Genomic DNA, 18,248 nt, shown 5'->3' on the forward strand with positions numbered 1-18,248 from the left:
TCGCTACGCTCCTCGCAATGACGATCCCATAACTACCCCCGCCCGAACTCGTCACCGCGAAACTGCCGGCCGATCTGGTCGAGCACCGCGTTGACCATGCCGGTCTCCTCGCGGTCGACGAAGGCATTGGCGACGTCGACATATTCGGAAACGACGACGCGGCCCGGCACGTCCTTGCGGTGTTCCAATTCGTAGGCCCCTGCCCGCAGCACCGCGCGCAGGATCGCTTCGATGCGCTTCAACGGCCAGCCCTTCGACAGCGCCTCGTCGATCAGCGGATCGAGCTTCTTCTGGTCGCGCACGACACCGGAGACGACATCGCGGAAGAACGCCGCTTCCGCCGGGAGATATGTGTCGCCCTCGACCTCGTTGCCGAGCCAGTGGCTCTCGAACTCCGCAAAAATGTCGTTGATGCCTGCTCCGCCGATATCCATCTGATACAGCGCCTGCACGGCTGCGAGCCGCGCCGCACCGCGCCGGTTCGCTTTCTTCTCCGTGCCGGCCGGCGGCTTCTTGTTGTTATCGGCCATGATCAAGCCCGCGCCAGCCGGCGCTTTATGCGCAGCATCGCAATCGCGGCCCGCGCGGCATCGCCGCCCTTGTTCAGCTCGCTGGCGCGCGCCCGCGCCCAGGCCTGCGCCTCGGTGTTGACGGTGAGGATGCCGTTGCCGAGCGGCAGCTTTCGCGCCACCGACAGATCCATCAGCGCGCGCGAAGATTCCTGCGAGACGATCTCGAAATGGATGGTGTCGCCACGGATCACGCAGCCGAGCGCGATCGCGGCGTCATAGGGCCTGCCATTGGCGGCCGCGGCATCAACCGCGATGGCGATCGCCGCAGGAATCTCCAGTGCGCCGGGAACCGTGATGACGTCGTGGGTCAGACCGGCCGCCTTCAGCTCGGCCACCGCGCCTTCGAGCATGGCGTCCTGGAGATCGTCATAAAACCGTGCCTCGACAATCAGCGCGCGTGCGCCGGAGATGTCGGTCTGGTCCTTCAGGGGTGCGCGCCGCGCGTCTGCCATCATAAGCCTACTGTGTCATTGCCGGACTTGACCCGGCAATCCCTGGGTCAGGACCTCTTAAGAGCATGGATGCGCGGGTCAAGCCCGCGCATGACGAAGTTTCATCACCGTCACTTCATTTCCGTCAGCCGCGCCGCGTAGCGGGCCATCAGATCGACCTCGATATTGACCTCGTTCCCCGCCTTCCAGCCGCCGATCGTCGTGACCGTCAGGGTGTGCGGAATGATCAGCACCGAAAAGGTCACGTCCTTCACCGTATTAACCGTCAGCGAGACGCCGTCGAGCGTGATCGAGCCCTTGGTCGCGATGAACCGCGCCAGCTCCCGGGTCGTGGAGAGCTCGAACCGCGCCATGTCGGGCAGGTCCTCGCGGCTGACGAGGGTCGCGATGCCGTCGGCATGGCCGGCGACGATATGCCCGCCAAGCTCGTCGCCGATCTTGAGCGCACGCTCGAGATTGAGCCTGGTGCCGACCCTCCAGTGCTTGGCCGTCGTCAGCGCCAGCGTCTCGGCCGCGGCATCGACGTCGAACCAGGTCCTTTGAGCAGAGTCTTTGCCGGCTTCGACGCCGGAAGCAACCACGGTCAGGCAGACGCCGTTGCAGGCGATCGAGGCGCCGTCCGCAATGGTGGTCTGGTCGTAGCGGCAGGCGATGCGCAGCCGGTGCAACTGGCCCTGCGCCGTCGGCGTGAAGCCGACGATCTCGCCGATATCGGTGACAATGCCGGTGAACATTACGCGCGCTCGTAGATGGTGAGAGTATCCTTGTCGAAGGTTTCGCTAGCATGAACCTTGTAGGCCTGCGACTGCGTGATTTTCGACAGGGGCAATGCAGCGAGCGCATCCACCCCGTCGGTGCCCACCGCCTCCGCGCCGCGGAACAGCCAGATCTCGTCAACGAGGTCGGCGGCGATAAAGGACGCCGCAACGCGGCTGCCGCCCTCGACCATCAGCCGCGTGATGCCCTTGGCGGCCAATGCATGCAGCACGGCCGCAAGATCGAGTCCCGAGGCGTTGCCGGGCGGCACGCGGATCACCTGCGCGCCGGCAGCACCGAGCCGCGTGGCGGCCGCGGCCTCCGCGAGCTCAGAACCCATGACCCACAGCGGAATCTCGCGCGCGGAGCCCACGAGCCTGCTCGCGCCGGGAATGCGCAGGCTCTGATCGAGCACCACGCGCACCGGCGAGCGCGCCGCCATGCCCGGCAGGCGGCAGTCGAGCTGCGGATCGTCCGCCAGCACCGTGCCGATGCCGACCAGGATGGCGTCGCTTTGCGCCCGCAGGAGATGCACTCGGTCGCGCGCTGCCTCGCCAGTGATCGCGACCGGCTTGCCTCCGGCCGCGCCGATCTTGCCGTCGGGCGAGACCGCGAGCTTCAGGATCACATGCGGGCGGTGATCCCTGATGCGGCGGAAATGCCCGGCGTGGTCGAAGGCGGCTTCGCGCGCGCACAGACCCACATCCACCATGATGCCGGCGGCGCGCAGGCGCGCATGGCCCTGACCGGCGACTTCCGGATTGGGATCCTCGATCGCGGCCACCACGCGCTTGATGCCGGCAGCGATCACTGCGTCGGCGCACGGTGGCGACTTGCCGAAATGCGAGCACGGCTCCAGCGTGACGTAGAGCGTGGCGCCGCGTGCGGCCTCGCCTGCGCGCCGCAGCGCTTCAGGCTCGCCATGCGGCCGTCCGCCCGGTTGGGTCCAGCCGCGGCCGACGATCATGCCGTCCTTGACGATGACGGCGCCGACGGCGGGATTGGGCCAGGTGCGTCCCTGCCCGCGCCTGCCGAGCGCCAGCGCAAGCTCCATGAAGCGCCGGTCGGCATCCCTGGACTCGCGCGCCTTTTGCGCGAATTGATCTTCCAGGATGCGGAAGATCATTTGCGGATCGCGGCGAGCCGCGCTTCCTCCTCACCGGAGAGCTCACCGAGCACGTCGGCGAAATCCTTGGCCTCGCGGAAATTGCGGTAGACCGAGGCGAAGCGGACATAGGCGACGTCGTCGAGCGTGCGCAGATGCTCCATCACGGTCTCGCCGATCACCTCCGAGGAGATTTCGGCCTCGCCCCCGGTCTCGAGCTCGCGCACGATGGTGGAGACCATCTTCTCCACCCGTTCCGGCTCGACCTGCCGCTTGCGCAAGCTGATCGAGACCGAGCGCATCAGCTTGTCGCGGTCGAACGGCACGCGCCGGCCGTTGCGCTTGATCACCGTGAGCTCGCGCAGCTGCACCCGCTCGAAGGTGGTGAAGCGGAAATTGCAGGCGACGCACACGCGCCGCCTGCGGATCACGGAAGAGTCCTCGGTCGGACGCGAGTCCTTCACCTGCGTATCGAGACTGTTGCAGTTCGGGCAGCGCATCCGTGGACCTTGATCGGTTTTCTTGAGCCTTACTGATAGATCGGGAAACGGTCGGTGAGCGCCTTGACCCGTTCCTTGATCGCGGCTTCCACCAGCGGCGCCTTGCCGTCGTCGGACTGCGCGATCGCGTTCAGCACCTCGGCGATCATGCCGCCGACCTGCTGGAATTCAGCGACACCAAAGCCGCGCGTGGTCGCAGCCGGGGTGCCGAGCCGGATCCCGGAGGTGACGAACGGCGACTCGGGATCGAAAGGAATGCCGTTCTTGTTGCAGGTGATGGCGGCGCGGACCAGCGCCTTCTCCGAAGCATTGCCCTTCAGGCCCTTCGGCCGGAGGTCAACGAGCATCAGATGGTTATCGGTGCCGCCGGAGACGATATCGAAGCCGTGGCTCTTCATCGTCTCGGCCAACGCCTTGGCGTTCTCGACGACGTTCTTCGCATAGACCTTGAAGTCCGGCCGCAGCGCCTCGGCGAAGGCGACCGCCTTCGCCGCGATCACATGCATCAGGGGGCCGCCCTGCAGGCCCGGGAAGATCGCCGAGTTAAATTTCTTGGTCAGCGCCTCGTCATTCCACAGCATCAGGCCGCCACGCGGACCGCGCAGCGATTTGTGGGTCGTGGTGGTGGTGATGTGGGCATACGGTACCGGCGAGGCATGCACGCCGCCGGCGACGAGACCGGCGAAATGCGCCATGTCGACCAGGAGGTACGCACCGACGCTGTCCGCGATCTCGCGGAAGCGCTTGAAGTCCCAGGCGCGCGAATAAGCCGAGCCGCCGGCCACGATCAGCTTCGGCTTGACCTCCGCGGCCTGCTTGGCGACGGCGTCCATGTCGATGATCTGGTCCTCGCGGCGCACGGTGTAGTGCGCGGCCTTGAACCATTTGCCGCTCATGTTGACGGGGGAGCCGTGGGTGAGATGGCCGCCGGCCGCAAGATCGAGGCCCATGAAGGTGTCGCCCGGCTGAAGCAGCGCCAGAAACACCGCCTGGTTCATCTGGCTGCCGGAGTTCGGCTGCACGTTGGCGAAGTTGGCGCCGAACAGCTTCTTGGCGCGATCGATCGCGAGGTTCTCCGCAACGTCGACCCACTCACAACCGCCGTAGTAGCGCGCGCCGGGATAGCCTTCGGCATATTTGTTGGTCATCACCGAACCCTGCGCTTCCAGCACGGCACGGCTGACGATGTTCTCGGAAGCGATCAGCTCGACCTCATGACGCTGGCGGCCGAGCTCGCCCTTGATGGCGGCTGCGATTTCCGGGTCAGCCTGCTCGAGCGAGGCGGTGAAAAACGAATCGGGCGCGGAGGCGGTTTTGGCGAAGGTCATCTTGCGAATATCTCCACCGCCGCAGCCTTTTGGCGGGCTACGGGCGGGTCTGGTGTGGCGATCGGAAGCGGCGAGCGCGATCTACCACATCGCCCGCAACAGGCCAAGGGTTTGCGGGTCGGGCCTGAGATTTATGCAAGATATGGTGGGGATCGAAGATTTTCGACACCGGGGCGGTTCTATGGAATCGCCCCCGTATTCGACCCTCAGGAATAAGGCCGCTTTGGGCCTCAAACTTCCGGCTGGACCCGCTGGCCGAGGCCAGCGGCCCCTCACAGGCCGGTATACCCCGCCTTCACGGGATCCACGCTGCCGTCGAGCTGCCGCAGATATGTCAGGCCGCAGACGGTCAACCTGTGGGTGTCCTTCTCGCCGGCTTCCATCAACGTATTGAGATAGTTGGTGACCTTTTCCCGCGCCTCCGCGCTCGCCGCAGACGTGCGGTTGGCGAGCAAATCGTAGGTATGCATGATCCGGTCGATGGCAGCTTCCATGGCACCCTCTGGTTCTTGCCGCGTTTGGGAGTTGAGATCAGGCAACTGCTTTGGCCTCGGACTGCGCCTCGAACCTGACGATGGCCTTGTTGGCCAGCCTGATCTTGTTGAATTCGCCGCGCTGGAGCAGCTTGATGACGATCTCGAGCAGACGTTCGTCGGTGACGAGGGTGTCCCGGATCGCGCCGGAGCGGCGAAGATAGTTCGCGGCGATGGCATAGGCCTCGCTCACGAGTTCCACGTTCATCACCCCCACGCCACGCTCGACCAGCATCGTCCGCCCTCCGATCGAAGGGGATAAGCACCGAACCGGGAACTCGTTCCCTGCGCCTGGGGATTTTTTTCGCAACCGCGAAATGGAAAAAACGCACCGGTCCGGACACAGCCGGGCCGGCGCGCTTGGGGAAGCTCAGGCACGTTCGGGAGGCTTGCCGGTCTTGTTGTGGGCCGGCTTGGCCAAATCCCGTCGAAAGAGCTCAGAGACGATACAGGATCTGGTCGGTCCAGAACCGCTCGAGGCGGTGCAGCGACTTGTTGAGGGTCGAGAACTCCTCGCCCGAGATGCCGCCGACCTGCTCGACCGTCTTGACGTGCTTCTGGTAGAGCGAGTCGACGATGCGACGAACTTCCTGGCCCTGCGGCGTCAGGCGGATGCGCACCGAGCGGCGATCGACGCGCGAGCGCTGATGATCGAGGAAGCCGAGCTCGACGAGCTTCTTCAGATTGTAGGAGACGTTGGAGCCGAGGTAATAACCGCGCGTGCGCAGTTCGCCCGCGGTCAGCTCCTTGTCGCCGATGTTGTAGAGCAGCAGCGCCTGCACCGAGTTGATGTCCGCACGGCCGCGGCGATCGAACTCGTCCTTGATGACGTCGAGCAGCCGGCGATGCAGCCGCTCCACCAGAGTCAAAGCTTCCAGATAGAGCGTCTGCACCGAACCCTGCTGGCCGGAGACGCGCTCTGCGGTATCTGCCGCAGTTGCGACGGCTTTCATCATGACACTTCCCCTGTTGTCGTTTTTATCGACACTCATTCGACGAAACTTGTGTCCCGTCTGATAGGTGCAACTTAAGGGGCTCGTTTGAAGATCGGCTTAAATAAGAGAATAAAGAGATCATGAATTTAAGACAGTGAATTGCGGATTAAGCCTGTGCCACAAGCACTTTTCGCAATAGTCTGTTGACTCTCGCAAGGTCCTGTTCACCCTCCGTCCGCCGCGATTGTCGCATTCCAGAACAACCCCGCCCCGTTTCGAAACGGCCGCGTAAGAGCTGTGGCGGAACACGCTGGTTAGCGAAAACTTACGTCGAATTTTACGCAACCAACCGTCAACCAAGCACGACATTCTCGTGTCCCGGACCAGCACAGCGAAGCGGAGCGCAGAGCCGGGACCCAGAAGGCCAGAGACGAGATCGCGGAGAAATGGGCCCCGGCTCTGCAACGCATCACGCCGCGCGTGCGGCGCGCTGCATTGCGTCCGGGGCACGAGAGTTTGCTATGGCGGCCGTTCGCGTGCGGCCATCCAGGCGAGCGCGAGATAGGCGGCCAGCATGAAGGCTTCGACGCCGACCACAATCAGGCTGCCGCCGTAGATGCCTGGGAACATCAGCTCGATCACCGCCATCGACACCACGGTCGTCAGCCACACCACGGCGCCCCAGGGCGTCGCCAGCCACAGCCCAACCGCGGCAACGAGTTCGATCACGGCGAAGTAGATGGTCGAGGCCTGCCAGGCCATCGACTGGTTCTCGAAGGCTTCGTCCTCGCCGCCGACGAAGCCCGTCACCTGCGCCCAATGATAAAGGCCCTTGAGGATCGAGAGCAGCGCCATCACCCGCAGGAACAGCACGAGCCGGCGCGTCCAGACATTGTCGTCGGACTCAGCCCGCTCCGACGAGATCGCCGCCACCGACATTGCACTGTCTCTGGCATTGTCTCGGATGGCGTCCCTGGCACTGTCGCGGGCCGCATCGCGGGTGGATATCTCGGACATGCCCCCTTCTGGCTGCTTTGCCCCGTAAAATCAATCGGCTGCGCCCAATCAGTTCATTGCCTTGCGGCAGCTCAAGCCGCGGTGACGGGAACCATGCGAGCTGGTATAAGAATAATTCCAGCCGGAGGAAGAGTGATGGCGATCAAATACGGACGTCCGATCGAATTGCGCGAGGTCTCGCGCCGGGATGGCACTGCGGCCTCCCCTGCCCTCGATCTGACCGTCCGCCCGCGCCGCAACCGCAAGGCCGAATGGGCCCGGCGCATGGTACGCGAGAACGTGCTCACGACGGACGATCTGATCTGGCCGCTGTTTCTGATCGACGGCAACAACAAGCGCGAGCAGATCGCCTCGATGCCGGGCGTCGAGCGTCTCAGCGTCGACCAGGCCGTGCGCGACGCCGAACGCGCGATGAAGCTCACCATCCCCTGCCTCGCGCTGTTTCCCTACACCGATCCGTCCCTGCGCGACGAGGAGGGCTCGGAAGCCACCAACCCGAACAATCTGGTCTGCCAGGCGGTGCGCGCGATCAAGAAGGAGTTTCCGGAGATCGGCATTCTCTGCGACGTCGCGCTCGATCCTTTCACCAGCCACGGCCATGACGGCCTGATCTCCGACGGCAAGATCCTGAATGACGAGACGGTCGCTGTGCTGGTGCGTCAGGCCCTGGTGCAGGCCGAAGCCGGCTGCGACATCATCGCGCCCTCCGACATGATGGACGGCCGCGTCGCCGCGATCCGCGAGGGCCTGGATCGTACCGGCCTGCTCGACGTGCAGATCATGGCCTATGCCGCAAAATACGCTTCCGCCTTCTACGGCCCGTTCCGCGATGCCATTGGCTCGGCCAAGACGCTCACCGGCGACAAGCGCACCTACCAGATGGACAGCGCCAACACCGACGAGGCGCTGCGCGAGGTCGAGCTCGACATCGCCGAGGGCGCCGACATGGTGATGGTCAAGCCCGGCATGCCCTATCTCGACGTCGTCCGCCGCGTGAAGGACACGTTCGCGATGCCGACCTTCGCCTACCAGGTGTCCGGCGAATACGCGATGATCGCCGCAGCCGCCAACAACGGCTGGCTCGACGGCGAGCGCGCCATGATGGAGAGCCTGCTCGCGTTCAAGCGCGCCGGCGCCGACGGTGTGCTGAGCTACTTTGCACCGAAGGCCGCGGAGAAGCTGCGGACGCAGGTGTAGGCCCCAATGTCGTCCCGGCGAAGGCCGGGACCCATACCGCGTGATCCAACGAGAGCGCGCAGTATTGGTACCGGGGAAGCGATCAACCCCTAAGTCTTCGCCAAACTGCTCTGCGTGGTTATGGGTCCCGGCCTTCGCCGGGACGACACTGTTGCTGTGGCGTCAGCTCCCTCTCCTCGCGGCTACCGCCGCCCCCGAATCGCCGGAATATTTCGGCTTGTTAATCCCGGCACCCTTGGCACGCGGACGGCCTATTCCCATGTGCTGCCACGGGAGTTTCCCCTCGGGAGGACGGTCATGTCGTATTCAGACTCGGGCAATGCCTGGCGCAGTGATGGTGCGGCTCACGCCTACGATCCCTATCTGCACCCGGAACTGTTCCGCGGCGTTGCGACGCGACGGGTGTTCGCCTTCCTGATCGACATGGTCGTGATCTCGGTGCCGGTGATCCTCGGCTACCTCTTCATTGCGGTGTTCGGCGTGGTCACGCTCGGCATCGGCTGGGCGCTGTTCTGGCTGGCCTGGCCTGCCTCCGTGATCTGGGCCATCGTCTATTACGGCGCCTGCATCGGCGGTCCGTCGTCCGCGACCATCGGAATGCGCGTGATGGATCTGGAGCTCCGCACCTGGTACGGCGCGCCCGGGTATTTCGTGCTGGGCGCCACCCACGCGGTGCTGTTCTGGGTGACGTTCTCGTTCCTGTCGCCCTTCGTGGTCCTGGTCGGCCTGTTCAACGGCCGCAGGCGCTTGCTGCACGATTTCGTGCTGGGAACGGTCGTGATCAACAATTCCGTTCGTGCGCCGGTGCCTCAAGGCGCCAGGACCTACTGATCAAAGGACCTACTGATCAACCAACCTGGATCAAGAACCTATCAACCTGGACCCGCTATGCTGTCCGACCTGACCTGCCGAGTAGACCGATTGACCGGGGGCTTTCGTAGCGCGATGCTGATGCACATTTTGGAGGCCCACGACGTCCCTTGACCCAGCACTCGCGCGATACCCCACAATTTTACCTCACGGCGCCCTCCCCCTGCCCCTATCTGCCGGGCCGGCACGAGCGCAAGGTGTTTACGCACCTCGTAGGTGAGCGCGCCGGTGATCTCAACGACCTCCTGACCCATGGCGGCTTCCGTCGTAGCCAATCGATCGCCTACCGTCCCGCCTGCGACCAGTGTCGCGCCTGCGTCTCGGTCCGGGTGATCGCCAACGAGTTCCGCCCCTCCCGCAACTTCCGCAAGGTGATCGCGCGCAACGCCGACATCATCGGCGAGCAGCGCAGCGCAGTGCCGACCTCCGAGCAATATTCGGTGTTCCGCGCCTATCTCGATTCCCGTCACCGCCACGGCGGCATGGCCGATATGACCGTGCTCGACTACGCCATGATGGTCGAGGACAGCCACGTCGAAACCCGCATCATCGAGTACCGCAAGCGCGGCCCCGACAGCGGCATCACCGGCCGGGGCGAAGAGCTGATCGCGGTCGCGCTGACCGACGTGCTCAGCGACGGCCTGTCGATGGTCTATTCGTTCTTCGAGCCCGGCGAAGTCAGCCGCTCGATGGGCACCTTCATGATCCTCGACCACATCGCCCGCGCCCGCCGGCAAGGGTTGCCTTACGTCTATCTCGGCTACTGGATCGAGGGCTCCAAGAAGATGGACTACAAGGCCCGCTTCCTGCCGCAGCAGCGCCTCGCGCCGTCAGGTTGGCTGCGCATCGACGCGCAAGGCGATGCGGCGTCCGAGCCGCAGGATTGATCGGCGCGCCGATCTAATAAGCCGGCAGTTCGTACTGCGAGATGGGACCAGCGCCGGAGGTTTTGCTTGTCGAGTATCTATGATCTGATCGCGCGGGGCATGGTCGAGCGCCAGCAGGTGCTCTGTTTCTATCAAGGGCACCCGCGTTCAGTTTGCCCCGCAATACTGGGCCATACCGATGGCGAGGAACGAACGCTCGCCTTCCAGTTTGGCGGCAGTTCCAGCAAAGGCTTGGCGCCCGGAGGGGCCTGGAAGTGCTTTAAGCTGGCGGAGATGACGAAGGTCGCGCTTCAGAGGGGGAAATGGCACGCGGGCTCGAGACATCGCAAGCGCCAACAATGCGTCAAGGTTGTCGATCTCGACGTCAATCCCCTCAGTCCTTACCGGCCGCGACGCCCGCTTGGCCAGAAGCCAAGTGCGTGATTGCGGCCTCAGCACTTGATGGGCAGGGGCGCGCAACAATCACGATCCGAACAGCGTATCCGCGAGCAGCTTCAGGTTCAAAACCACGATGATGCCGGCAACGATCCAAGCGATCGCCGCGACCCACGCCGGGATTACGAACTTGCCCATCTTGCGGCGGTCCGAGACGAACCGCACCAGCGGGATCACGGCGAAAGGCAGCTGCATCGACAGCACCACCTGGCTGAATACCAGGAGATCCGCCGTGCCGCGCTCGCCGTAGATCGCGGTGACGACGATCACGGGAACGATCGCGATGCCGCGCGTCAGCAACCGGCGCGCCCAGCTCGGCAGGCGTAAATCGAGAAAGCCTTCCATCACGATCTGGCCGGCGAGTGTCGCCGTCACCGTTGAATTCAGGCCCGAGGCGAGCAGCGCCACCGCGAACAGCGTCGAGGCGATGCCAAGACCGAGCAGCGGTGACAGCAGCTCGAAGGCCTGGCCGATCTCGGCGACGTCGGCATGGCCGCTCTTGTGGAAGGTTGCCGCCGCCACCACGAGGATCGCGGCATTGATGAACAGCGCCAGCATCAGGGCGATGGTCGAGTCCGTTGTCGCCCATTTGATCGCCTCGCGCCGGCCGGTGTCGTTGCGCTCATAGGCGCGCGTCTGCACGATCGAGGAATGCAGATAGAGATTATGCGGCATCACGGTTGCGCCGATGATGCCGATCGCGATATAGAGCATTTCGGGGTTGGTGAAGATCTCGGTCTTCGGCACAAATCCCCTCAGCATCTCGGCCACCGGCGGTGCGGCCGCGGCAAGCTGAACCGTGAAGCAGACAGCGATCACGACGAGCAGTGCGATGACGAAAGCTTCGAGGAAACGGAAGCCACGGTTCATCAGGATGAGCAGCAAAAAGGCATCCAGCGCAGCGATCAGCGCGCCGCCGATCAGGGGAATGCCGAACAAGAGTTTGAGCGCAATCGCCGTGCCGATGACCTCGGCGAGATCGCAGGCGATGATCGCCGCCTCGCAGGCGAGCCACAGCATGAAGTTCACCGCCGGCGAATAGGTCGCGCGGCAGGCCTGCGCGAGGTCACGGTCGGTGACGATGCCGAGCCGCGCCGCCAGCGATTGCAGCAGGATCGCCATCAAATTCGAGAGCAGGATGACGGAGAGCAGCGTGTAGCCGAACTTGGACCCACCGGCGAGGTCGGTCGCCCAATTGCCGGGGTCCATGTAGCCGACCGAGACCAGATAGCCCGGGCCGACGAAGGCGAGCAGGCGCCGCCACCACACCCCCGCGATCGGGATCGCCACCGTGGCATTCACCTCGGCCAGGCTCTTGGTGGCAGGCGCGTCGGAGCGCCAGCCGGCGGCGTCTTGGGTCAGATCGGGAGAGCGAGCATCCATGGGGCGAGAATACCGAAGTCGAGCCTTATTGCAACTCATTTGCAACTGCATCTAGCCGCATCGTTGCCTCGGCGGTCGATATGTGTCGCCCCTGTCGGGAAGCGGGTGGGTTTGGCGCCCTCGGGAGGCGGATACTGGCGCCAACCCGACTTTGCAGGAAATGAGCCATGTCAAATCCGCCGCGCCTCCCCGAGACATTCAACCGCCTCGCCTGGTCCAATTTGGCTGCACAGTCGGCCGAACAGATCGCGCTGGCTGCGGCCCCCATCGTCGCGGTGCTGACGCTCGGCGTCGCCGAGGGCCAGACCGGCCTGCTCCAGACCGCGCTGACCCTGCCCTTCGTCCTCTTCGCCATTCCGGCCGGCCTGCTGGCCGACCGCATCTCCCGCCGCTCGCTGATGGCGGGCGCCGAGGCGCTGCGGGCCGCGGCCCTTGCAGCGATCGTGCTGCTGCTCGCGCTCGGCGCGCTCAATCTGTCGCTGCTGGCGCTGCTCGGCTTTGCCGCCGTGTGCGGCACCGTCGTCTACAGCGTGGCCGCGCCGGCGCTGGTGCCCTCGTTGGTGAGTTCGGACCTGTTGCCGGCAGCCAATGCGCGGATCGAGCTCGCACGCACCATCGCCTTCGCCAGCGGCCCTGCACTCGGCGGCGCGCTGGTGGGGTGGTGGGGCGCGAGCCCGGCCTTCGGCTTTGCGGCCGCGCTGTCCGCGATCGCCGTCGTGCTGCTCTCCGGCATTTACGAGCCCGCCCGCACGCCGGCTCCACGGCGGCATCCGTTTCAGGACATCCGCGAGGGCGCGGCCTTCGTGTTTCACCATCCGCTGCTGCGGCCGGTCTTCATCACCCAGTTCATCTTCAACACCGGATGGTTCCTGCAGATCGCGGTGTTCGTGCCCTACGCCGTGCGTCACCTCGGCCTGACCGCCGCCGGCATCGGCGTCGTGCTGACGATGTACGGTGTCGGCATGGTGATCGGCGCGCTGTTCGCCACGCGCGTGATGAAGCGCATCGCGTTCGGCACGGTTGTCGGCCTCGGCCCCGTGACCGGCTTCGTTGCCGCAATGGTGATGGCGCTGACGGTGCTGGTCCCCTCGCCCTGGCTTGCGGCCTTGAGCTTCTTCCTGCTCGGCGTCGGACCGATCCTGTGGGTGATCTCGACCACGACGTTGCGCCAGTCGGTGACGCCGCCGCGCCTCCTGGGCCGCGTCTCCGCCATCAACATCATGAGCTATGGCGCCCGCCCGGTCGGCTCGGCACTGGGAGCGATCGTCGGCGGCCTCTGGAGCGCGGAAGCGTGCCTTTATCTCGCCGCCGCCGTGTTCGGCGTGCAGGCCCTGGTGATCTGGCTCTCGCCCGCGGTAGCGCTGGACCGGCAGCCGGACATGGTGGGCGATGAGGCGGTGGCGCGGTGTTAGCGTCTTCCGTCATTGCGAGCGAACCGAAGCAATCCAGAATCTCTCCGCGGGAACAGTCTGGATTGCTTCGTCGCAAGCGCTCCTCGCAATGACGGAGTTTGTTGGAGCAGCTAGCCTAGTTCGCCAAATACCGCTCGTAGCTCCCCGTCACCGGCTCGCTCGCGTCCACCTCCGGATCAAGCGTGTAGAGATCCTGCGCGCGGCCGATGCCGCGCAGCGCGTAGCGGCCGGTGGAGACGAGGTAGCGGCGGCCGGCGGCGTCGAGGCCCTTGTAGAACTCCGCCGAGGCCAGCAGCTCGCGATCGACCGAACGGCTCATCGAGGCGATGCGGCTGACCTCGTTCACGGTCGGACCGACCACAGTGAAGTCGAGCCGGTCCTCGCTGCCGATATTGCCGTAGAAGACCTCGCCGACATGCAGGCCGATATAGGCGGACGTGGTGGGCCGGCCCTCGGCGCCCCGCCGCAGGTTCAGCGCTGCCACGTTCTTGCGGAACAGATGCTCCGCCCGCAGCGCCGCGCGCCGAGCGTGCGCCATGTCCTCGCCGGTAAACATCGCGAGCACGCCGTCGCCGATCAGCTTCAAGACGTCGCCGCCGGCTTCGTGGATCGCATCGATCACGGCCTGCGCATAGTCGTTGAGGAACGGGATGATCTCGTCGGGGCCGATGCTCTCGCTGATTCCCGTCGAGCCGCGCAGATCCGAATACCAGAGCACGGCGTTGATGCGCTCGGTGACGCCGCGCGAGATGCGTCCGCTCAAGACCTGCTCTGACGCATCGCGTCCGAGATAGACGCGGCCGAGCGTGCGCGCGATGTCGACCTGCTGCGCCGACTTGATCGCGAGCCCCAGCACCGGCACGAGATCGCGCAAGGCCGCGAGCTCGCCTTCGGCGAAGCCGCTGTCGCGTCGGGTTGTCCAGGAGGAGTAGAGGCAATCCATCTGCCCGAGCGCTCCGGTCTCCCCGAAGCGGTGCACAAAGGCCAGGAAATGGCGGTGACCCGTTTCGGCGAGCTCGCCGATCTGCGAAAAATCGAGCGAGGGCGCGTCGGCGAGGTCGATCACCATCTCGTCGTGACCATGCTCGAGCAAATGATAGAACACCGACCGGCGCCAATTGTTGGCCGCGTCGCCCTCGGCCGTCGAGCCGTATTCGACGACGTCGCTCTCGTTGGTCGGCGTATCGCTCCAGCGGAAGGCGCGACCCTCATAGATCGGGTGCAGCGTATCAATGACGACAAGCCCACGCGAGAGCTCCAGCCCTTCGGCGCGGCAGCGCTCGCAGAAGCCGCGCAGCAGTTCGGGTTCGGGCAGTCCGGTGAGCCCCTGGCCGGCCAACCAGTTCATCAGCGCAAGGCGCGAGGTCAATTGCATGCGCCATTATGCCGTGCATTCGTGACGAGCGAAAGGCGGCGCGCGGACCTTGCGTCGCCAAAGCTCCGCTCACGGCCAAGGCTCCCGCCCGCGGCAGGTCGCATATGTCGCGGACGCTGTTGACGCGCTCTCGCCTCGGGCTGCAAATGCGAATGATGACACCGCCGATCAGAAATACGGGGATATGAGCCAGCGCCAGCTTCCGATCATCCTGGCACTCGGTACCACGCAGACCCTGGCCTGGGCCTCGAGCTACTATCTGCCGGCGCTGCTTGCCGATCCCATGGCGCGCGATCTCGGCATCTCCTCCAACTGGGTCTTTGGCGCGTTCTCGGCCTCGCTGGTGATCTCGGCGCTGCTCGGGCCACGCATCGGGCGACAGATCGATCTCGTCGGCGGCCGGCAGGTGCTCTCGGTGTCGAACCTGACGATCGCCGCCGGCCTCATTCTGCTCGGCCTCTCGCAATCGGTGGCGGTGATGGCGATGGCCTGGCTCGTGCTCGGCATCGGCATGGCAATGGGCCTCTACGACGCCGCCTTCGCCGCGCTCGGCCGCATCTACGGCACCGAGGCGCGCAGGCCGATCACCGGCATCACCCTGATGGCCGGCTTTGCATCGACCGTCGGCTGGCCGCTCACCGCCTGGGGCCTGTCGCATTTCGGCTGGCGCGAGACGTGCTTTGCCTGGGCCGCTGCCAATATCCTGATCGGCCTGCCCCTGAATTTCTTCATGCTGCCGACGATCAAGGGCGCGAGGCAGGCCGCGGCCACCGCAGAGAAGCCGCATCTGCCGCTCGACCGCACCATGATCCTGCTCGCCTTCGTTTTCGCCGCGGTCTGGACCGTCACCGGCGCGATGGCTGCGCATTTCCCGCGCATCCTGGAGACCACAGGCGCGACGCCGGTCGAGGCGATCGCGGCCGGTGCGCTGATCGGCCCCGCGCAAGTGGCCGCACGGGTTCTGGAAGCAGGCTTTCTCAGCCGCTTTCATCCGCTGTGGTCGACGAGGCTCGCCTGCCTCACCCACCCGATCGGCGCGGTGGTCGTGGCGATCTTCGGCGGCGCCGCAGCCAGTGCGTTTGCACTGTTCCACGGCTCCGGCAACGGCATTCTGACCATCGCGCGCGGCACGCTGCCGCTGTCGATCTTCGGCCCCAAGGATTTCGGCTATCGCCTCGGCATCATCGGCGCGCCGGCACGGATGGCGCAGGCTGTGGCGCCGCTGGCCTTTGGCCTGCTCATCGACGTCATGGGGGCCAAGGTGCTGATCGTCTCGTCCGCGCTCAGCCTCTCGGCGTTGGCCGCGCTATTCATGATCCGCGCGCAAGCGCGGCCGGATTGACCGGGCGGAAGCTTTCGCGCACAAGCGGAGCATGACCGAAGACACGCGCCCGCCCCGCACATTCAAAGGCCTCCTGCGCTGGGCGACCACGCCGCCGCAGGCCTGGGGTGTCTATCTCCTCGCCATCATCCTGGTCTGGCTGATCTCCTTCTACGCCGGCTCGCTGAAGCCGAAGAAGATGCCTGAAGCGAGCCCGCCCGCCGTGACTGCACCGAAAGGCTAGCTGCCTCAGTCGTAAAACTCAGGCGACATCTTCTGGCTGTCGCGCTGGGACTTGTCGTGGTTGATCCAGAGCTGCGCCTTCTCCTTGCCGAGCGTGTCGGCGATCTTCTGCATCGAGGCCGCGCTCTGGTCCTTGTTGGCGTTCATGCTGGGCACACGGCGGTTGTCCCAATTATCCTTGAAATGCACGGCGTCGCCCGACAGCACGACGGCGCCGGTCTTCGGCAGCTTCACCAGCAGCGATTGATGTCCCGGCGTATGGCCGGGCGTCGACAGGATGGTCACGCTGCCGTCGCCGAACACGTCCTTGTCGCCCGCAAGCAGCTCGACCGGATGCGACGGCTTGAATCGCGGCTCGTTGTTGGCGCCGGGCCAATCATACTCGGCCTTCTGCACGTAGAGCGTGGCCTGCGGGAACAGCTCGACATTGCCGGTGTGGTCGGGATGGGTGTGCGAGACCGCCATCATCTTGACGTCGTCCGGCTTGAGGCCGAGCTGTTCGAGCTGGGCGGCAAGCGTCTTCGGCCGGCGCCAGGTCACCGCCTTGGGATCGGCGGGCGCGAGTCCGTTCGGCATCGCGGCGACTGCGTCAGCGATGCCGGTGTCCCACAGGAACCAGCTCTTGGCGTGCTTGACGAGATAGCAGCTGTCGACGAAGTCCATGGTCTTGCCCTCGTTGAGGCCGGGCGTCCAGCGCGAGATGTCGCCGGCGGTGCCCTCCCCGCAATTGAGGACGTAGAGCTTTTCGACACCGGTCTTTTCGGATTGCGCAAGCGCCGCATGACCGGACAGAACGAGTGCAGCGACGGCGAGAGCGAGCGTGATCTTTGGCGTCATTCGTTCCTCCCTTGCAGCCATTGTCGGCTGTGACCGAGGGTCAACCCCGGTCAGTTCGCAGAATTCCCGCAGGCAGCTCAATGCGGGCAGGTCTCGACCTCGACCGTGATGTGGCTCAGCCCCTTGAGCCCGGCGAGCCGCCTCTTGTAGACGGCCGGCTGCTTCGGCTGGTCCGAGACCACCGAGAGCAGCACGGCGCAATGGCCGGGGCCGACCTGCCACAGATGCAGATCGGTGACGCGGTCGTCGCCGATCTCCATGCGCGCCCGGATCACACGCTCCAGCTTCTCGTCCGCGCGCACGTCGAGCAGCACCGCGCCTGACGTCTTGATCAGGCCGAACGCCCAGCTTGCGATTACGGCACTGCCGATCAGGCCGACGGCCGGATCGGCCCAGGCCCATCCCGAATACATGGCGACCACGAGCGCGGCGATCGCCAGCACCGAGGTCGCCGCATCGGCCATGACGTGGACATAGGCGGCGCGGAGATTGTTGTCGTGGTGGTGGTGGTGGTGATGATGATCGTGGTCATGATCATCATGATCATCATGCGCCTGACCGTGATGGTGGTGATCGTGGCTGCCGCGGAGCAGCCAGGCACTGGCGAGATTGACGCAGAGGCCGAGGGCAGCGACCGCGATCGCCTCGCCATAGACGATCGGCACCGGCGTGATCAGCCGCAGCACGCTCTCATAGGCGATCTCGACCGCGATCAGTCCGAGGATGATCGCGCTGGCGAAGGCGGCGAGATCGCCGAATTTGCCTGTGCCGAAGCTGAAATGCGAGCTCCCCAGATGCCGCCGCGCAAAACGATACGCGAATGCGGCAATCCCCAGCGCCGCCGCATGCGTGCCCATGTGCCAGCCGTCGGCGAGCAGCGCCATCGAGCCGAACAGCGAGCCGGCGACGATCTCGCCGACCATCATGACCAGCGTCAGGACGACGACGAGCCAGGTGCGCCGCTCGTTCTCGTCGTGCTTTTCGCCCAAAAAGGCGTGGTCATGGGTCCATTGTTCGATGGAATGGGAATGCATCACAAAGTCTCCGAAAGGTCCGGCCCGTTGACCCGCAATATAGACCTGCGGGGGTC

General features: G+C 65.2%; 21 protein-coding genes. 7 read left to right on the plus strand and 14 right to left on the minus strand.

What is annotated here, in order from left to right; translation table 11 throughout:
* Nucleotides 1-32 precede the first annotated feature (32 nt).
* From nusB to AC0L3P_RS32850, 10 genes are all read right to left on the minus strand, one after another.
* Nucleotides 33-530, minus strand: coding sequence for a transcription antitermination factor NusB (gene nusB, locus AC0L3P_RS32805; protein ID WP_007611091.1), 498 nt, complete (start codon nt 528-530; stop codon nt 33-35).
* Between the two features lie 2 nt (nt 531-532).
* Nucleotides 533-1,024, minus strand: coding sequence for a 6,7-dimethyl-8-ribityllumazine synthase (gene ribH / locus AC0L3P_RS32810; RefSeq protein ID WP_275168397.1), 492 nt, complete (start codon nt 1,022-1,024; stop codon nt 533-535).
* Nucleotides 1,025-1,134: 110 nt separating this feature from the next.
* Complete coding sequence (locus AC0L3P_RS32815; protein ID WP_275167858.1) at nt 1,135-1,758, minus strand: riboflavin synthase; 624 nt, start codon at nt 1,756-1,758, stop codon at nt 1,135-1,137.
* Nucleotides 1,758-2,906: a bifunctional diaminohydroxyphosphoribosylaminopyrimidine deaminase/5-amino-6-(5-phosphoribosylamino)uracil reductase RibD gene (ribD, locus tag AC0L3P_RS32820; RefSeq protein WP_275167859.1), complete on the minus strand. Its 1,149-nt coding sequence runs from the start codon at nt 2,904-2,906 to the stop codon at nt 1,758-1,760. The genes AC0L3P_RS32815 and ribD overlap by 1 nt, the downstream gene beginning before the upstream one ends.
* Entirely contained in the window at nt 2,903-3,385 is a 483-nt protein-coding gene (gene nrdR, locus AC0L3P_RS32825; protein ID WP_007603426.1) for a transcriptional regulator NrdR, read from the minus strand. The genes ribD and nrdR overlap by 4 nt, the downstream gene beginning before the upstream one ends.
* A gap of 29 nt (nt 3,386-3,414) precedes the next feature.
* Nucleotides 3,415-4,713: a serine hydroxymethyltransferase gene (gene glyA, locus AC0L3P_RS32830; protein ID WP_275167860.1), complete on the minus strand. Its 1,299-nt coding sequence runs from the start codon at nt 4,711-4,713 to the stop codon at nt 3,415-3,417.
* Nucleotides 4,714-4,985: 272 nt separating this feature from the next.
* Nucleotides 4,986-5,207 (minus strand): hypothetical protein, encoded by a 222-nt coding sequence (locus AC0L3P_RS32835; RefSeq protein ID WP_007603423.1) that lies wholly within the window; start codon nt 5,205-5,207, stop codon nt 4,986-4,988.
* Between the two features lie 37 nt (nt 5,208-5,244).
* The gene (locus tag AC0L3P_RS32840) at nt 5,245-5,481 is read right to left on the minus strand and encodes a hypothetical protein (RefSeq protein WP_275167861.1); all 237 of its coding nucleotides are present in this window, start codon (nt 5,479-5,481) and stop codon (nt 5,245-5,247) included.
* A gap of 202 nt (nt 5,482-5,683) precedes the next feature.
* Nucleotides 5,684-6,202 (minus strand): transcriptional regulator LdtR, encoded by a 519-nt coding sequence (gene ldtR, locus AC0L3P_RS32845; RefSeq protein ID WP_007603420.1) that lies wholly within the window; start codon nt 6,200-6,202, stop codon nt 5,684-5,686.
* A gap of 498 nt (nt 6,203-6,700) precedes the next feature.
* Nucleotides 6,701-7,198, minus strand: a complete 498-nt coding sequence (locus tag AC0L3P_RS32850) for a DUF6163 family protein (protein ID WP_275167862.1) — start codon at nt 7,196-7,198, stop codon at nt 6,701-6,703.
* A gap of 135 nt (nt 7,199-7,333) precedes the next feature.
* Here AC0L3P_RS32850 and hemB point away from each other — a divergent pair, with 135 nt between their 5' ends.
* The 4 genes from hemB to AC0L3P_RS32870 all read left to right on the plus strand — a co-directional run bounded on the left by hemB (nt 7,334) and on the right by AC0L3P_RS32870 (nt 10,575).
* Entirely contained in the window at nt 7,334-8,395 is a 1,062-nt protein-coding gene (gene hemB, locus AC0L3P_RS32855; protein ID WP_275167863.1) for a porphobilinogen synthase, read from the plus strand.
* Between the two features lie 297 nt (nt 8,396-8,692).
* Nucleotides 8,693-9,226 (plus strand): RDD family protein, encoded by a 534-nt coding sequence (locus AC0L3P_RS32860; protein ID WP_275167864.1) that lies wholly within the window; start codon nt 8,693-8,695, stop codon nt 9,224-9,226.
* A 149-nt stretch (nt 9,227-9,375) separates the two neighbouring features.
* On the plus strand, nt 9,376-10,152 hold the full coding sequence (locus AC0L3P_RS32865) for an arginyltransferase (protein ID WP_007603416.1): 777 nt from the start codon (nt 9,376-9,378) through the stop codon (nt 10,150-10,152).
* Between the two features lie 66 nt (nt 10,153-10,218).
* Complete coding sequence (locus AC0L3P_RS32870) at nt 10,219-10,575, plus strand: hypothetical protein (protein WP_275167865.1); 357 nt, start codon at nt 10,219-10,221, stop codon at nt 10,573-10,575.
* 39 nt (nt 10,576-10,614) lie between these two features.
* On the opposite strand, the gene AC0L3P_RS32875 is transcribed toward AC0L3P_RS32870, so the two are convergent.
* Entirely contained in the window at nt 10,615-11,970 is a 1,356-nt protein-coding gene (locus AC0L3P_RS32875; protein WP_275167866.1) for an Nramp family divalent metal transporter, read from the minus strand.
* A 167-nt stretch (nt 11,971-12,137) separates the two neighbouring features.
* On the opposite strand from AC0L3P_RS32875, the gene AC0L3P_RS32880 reads away from it, so the two are divergent.
* The gene (locus tag AC0L3P_RS32880) at nt 12,138-13,382 is read left to right on the plus strand and encodes an MFS transporter (RefSeq protein WP_275167867.1); all 1,245 of its coding nucleotides are present in this window, start codon (nt 12,138-12,140) and stop codon (nt 13,380-13,382) included.
* 115 nt (nt 13,383-13,497) lie between these two features.
* Here AC0L3P_RS32880 and AC0L3P_RS32885 read toward each other — a convergent pair whose 3' ends face one another.
* A complete protein-coding gene (locus AC0L3P_RS32885) occupies nt 13,498-14,757 on the minus strand; it encodes an adenylate/guanylate cyclase domain-containing protein (RefSeq protein WP_275167868.1) in 1,260 nt (419 codons plus the stop codon).
* A 184-nt stretch (nt 14,758-14,941) separates the two neighbouring features.
* Here AC0L3P_RS32885 and AC0L3P_RS32890 point away from each other — a divergent pair, with 184 nt between their 5' ends.
* Both AC0L3P_RS32890 and AC0L3P_RS32895 read left to right on the plus strand, forming a co-directional pair.
* A complete protein-coding gene (locus tag AC0L3P_RS32890; RefSeq protein WP_275167869.1) occupies nt 14,942-16,099 on the plus strand; it encodes an MFS transporter in 1,158 nt (385 codons plus the stop codon).
* A 31-nt stretch (nt 16,100-16,130) separates the two neighbouring features.
* A complete protein-coding gene (locus AC0L3P_RS32895) occupies nt 16,131-16,322 on the plus strand; it encodes a hypothetical protein (RefSeq protein WP_275167870.1) in 192 nt (63 codons plus the stop codon).
* 5 nt (nt 16,323-16,327) lie between these two features.
* Here the strand turns inward: AC0L3P_RS32895 and AC0L3P_RS32900 are convergent, their stop codons facing one another.
* Together AC0L3P_RS32900 and dmeF are read right to left on the minus strand one after the other, a co-directional pair.
* Nucleotides 16,328-17,158, minus strand: a complete 831-nt coding sequence (locus tag AC0L3P_RS32900; protein ID WP_275167871.1) for an N-acyl homoserine lactonase family protein — start codon at nt 17,156-17,158, stop codon at nt 16,328-16,330.
* Between the two features lie 77 nt (nt 17,159-17,235).
* Nucleotides 17,236-18,192, minus strand: coding sequence for a CDF family Co(II)/Ni(II) efflux transporter DmeF (dmeF, locus tag AC0L3P_RS32905; RefSeq protein WP_275167872.1), 957 nt, complete (start codon nt 18,190-18,192; stop codon nt 17,236-17,238).
* Nucleotides 18,193-18,248 lie beyond the last annotated feature (56 nt).

It is taken from the genome of Bradyrhizobium sp. WSM4874 (assembly GCF_055811835.1).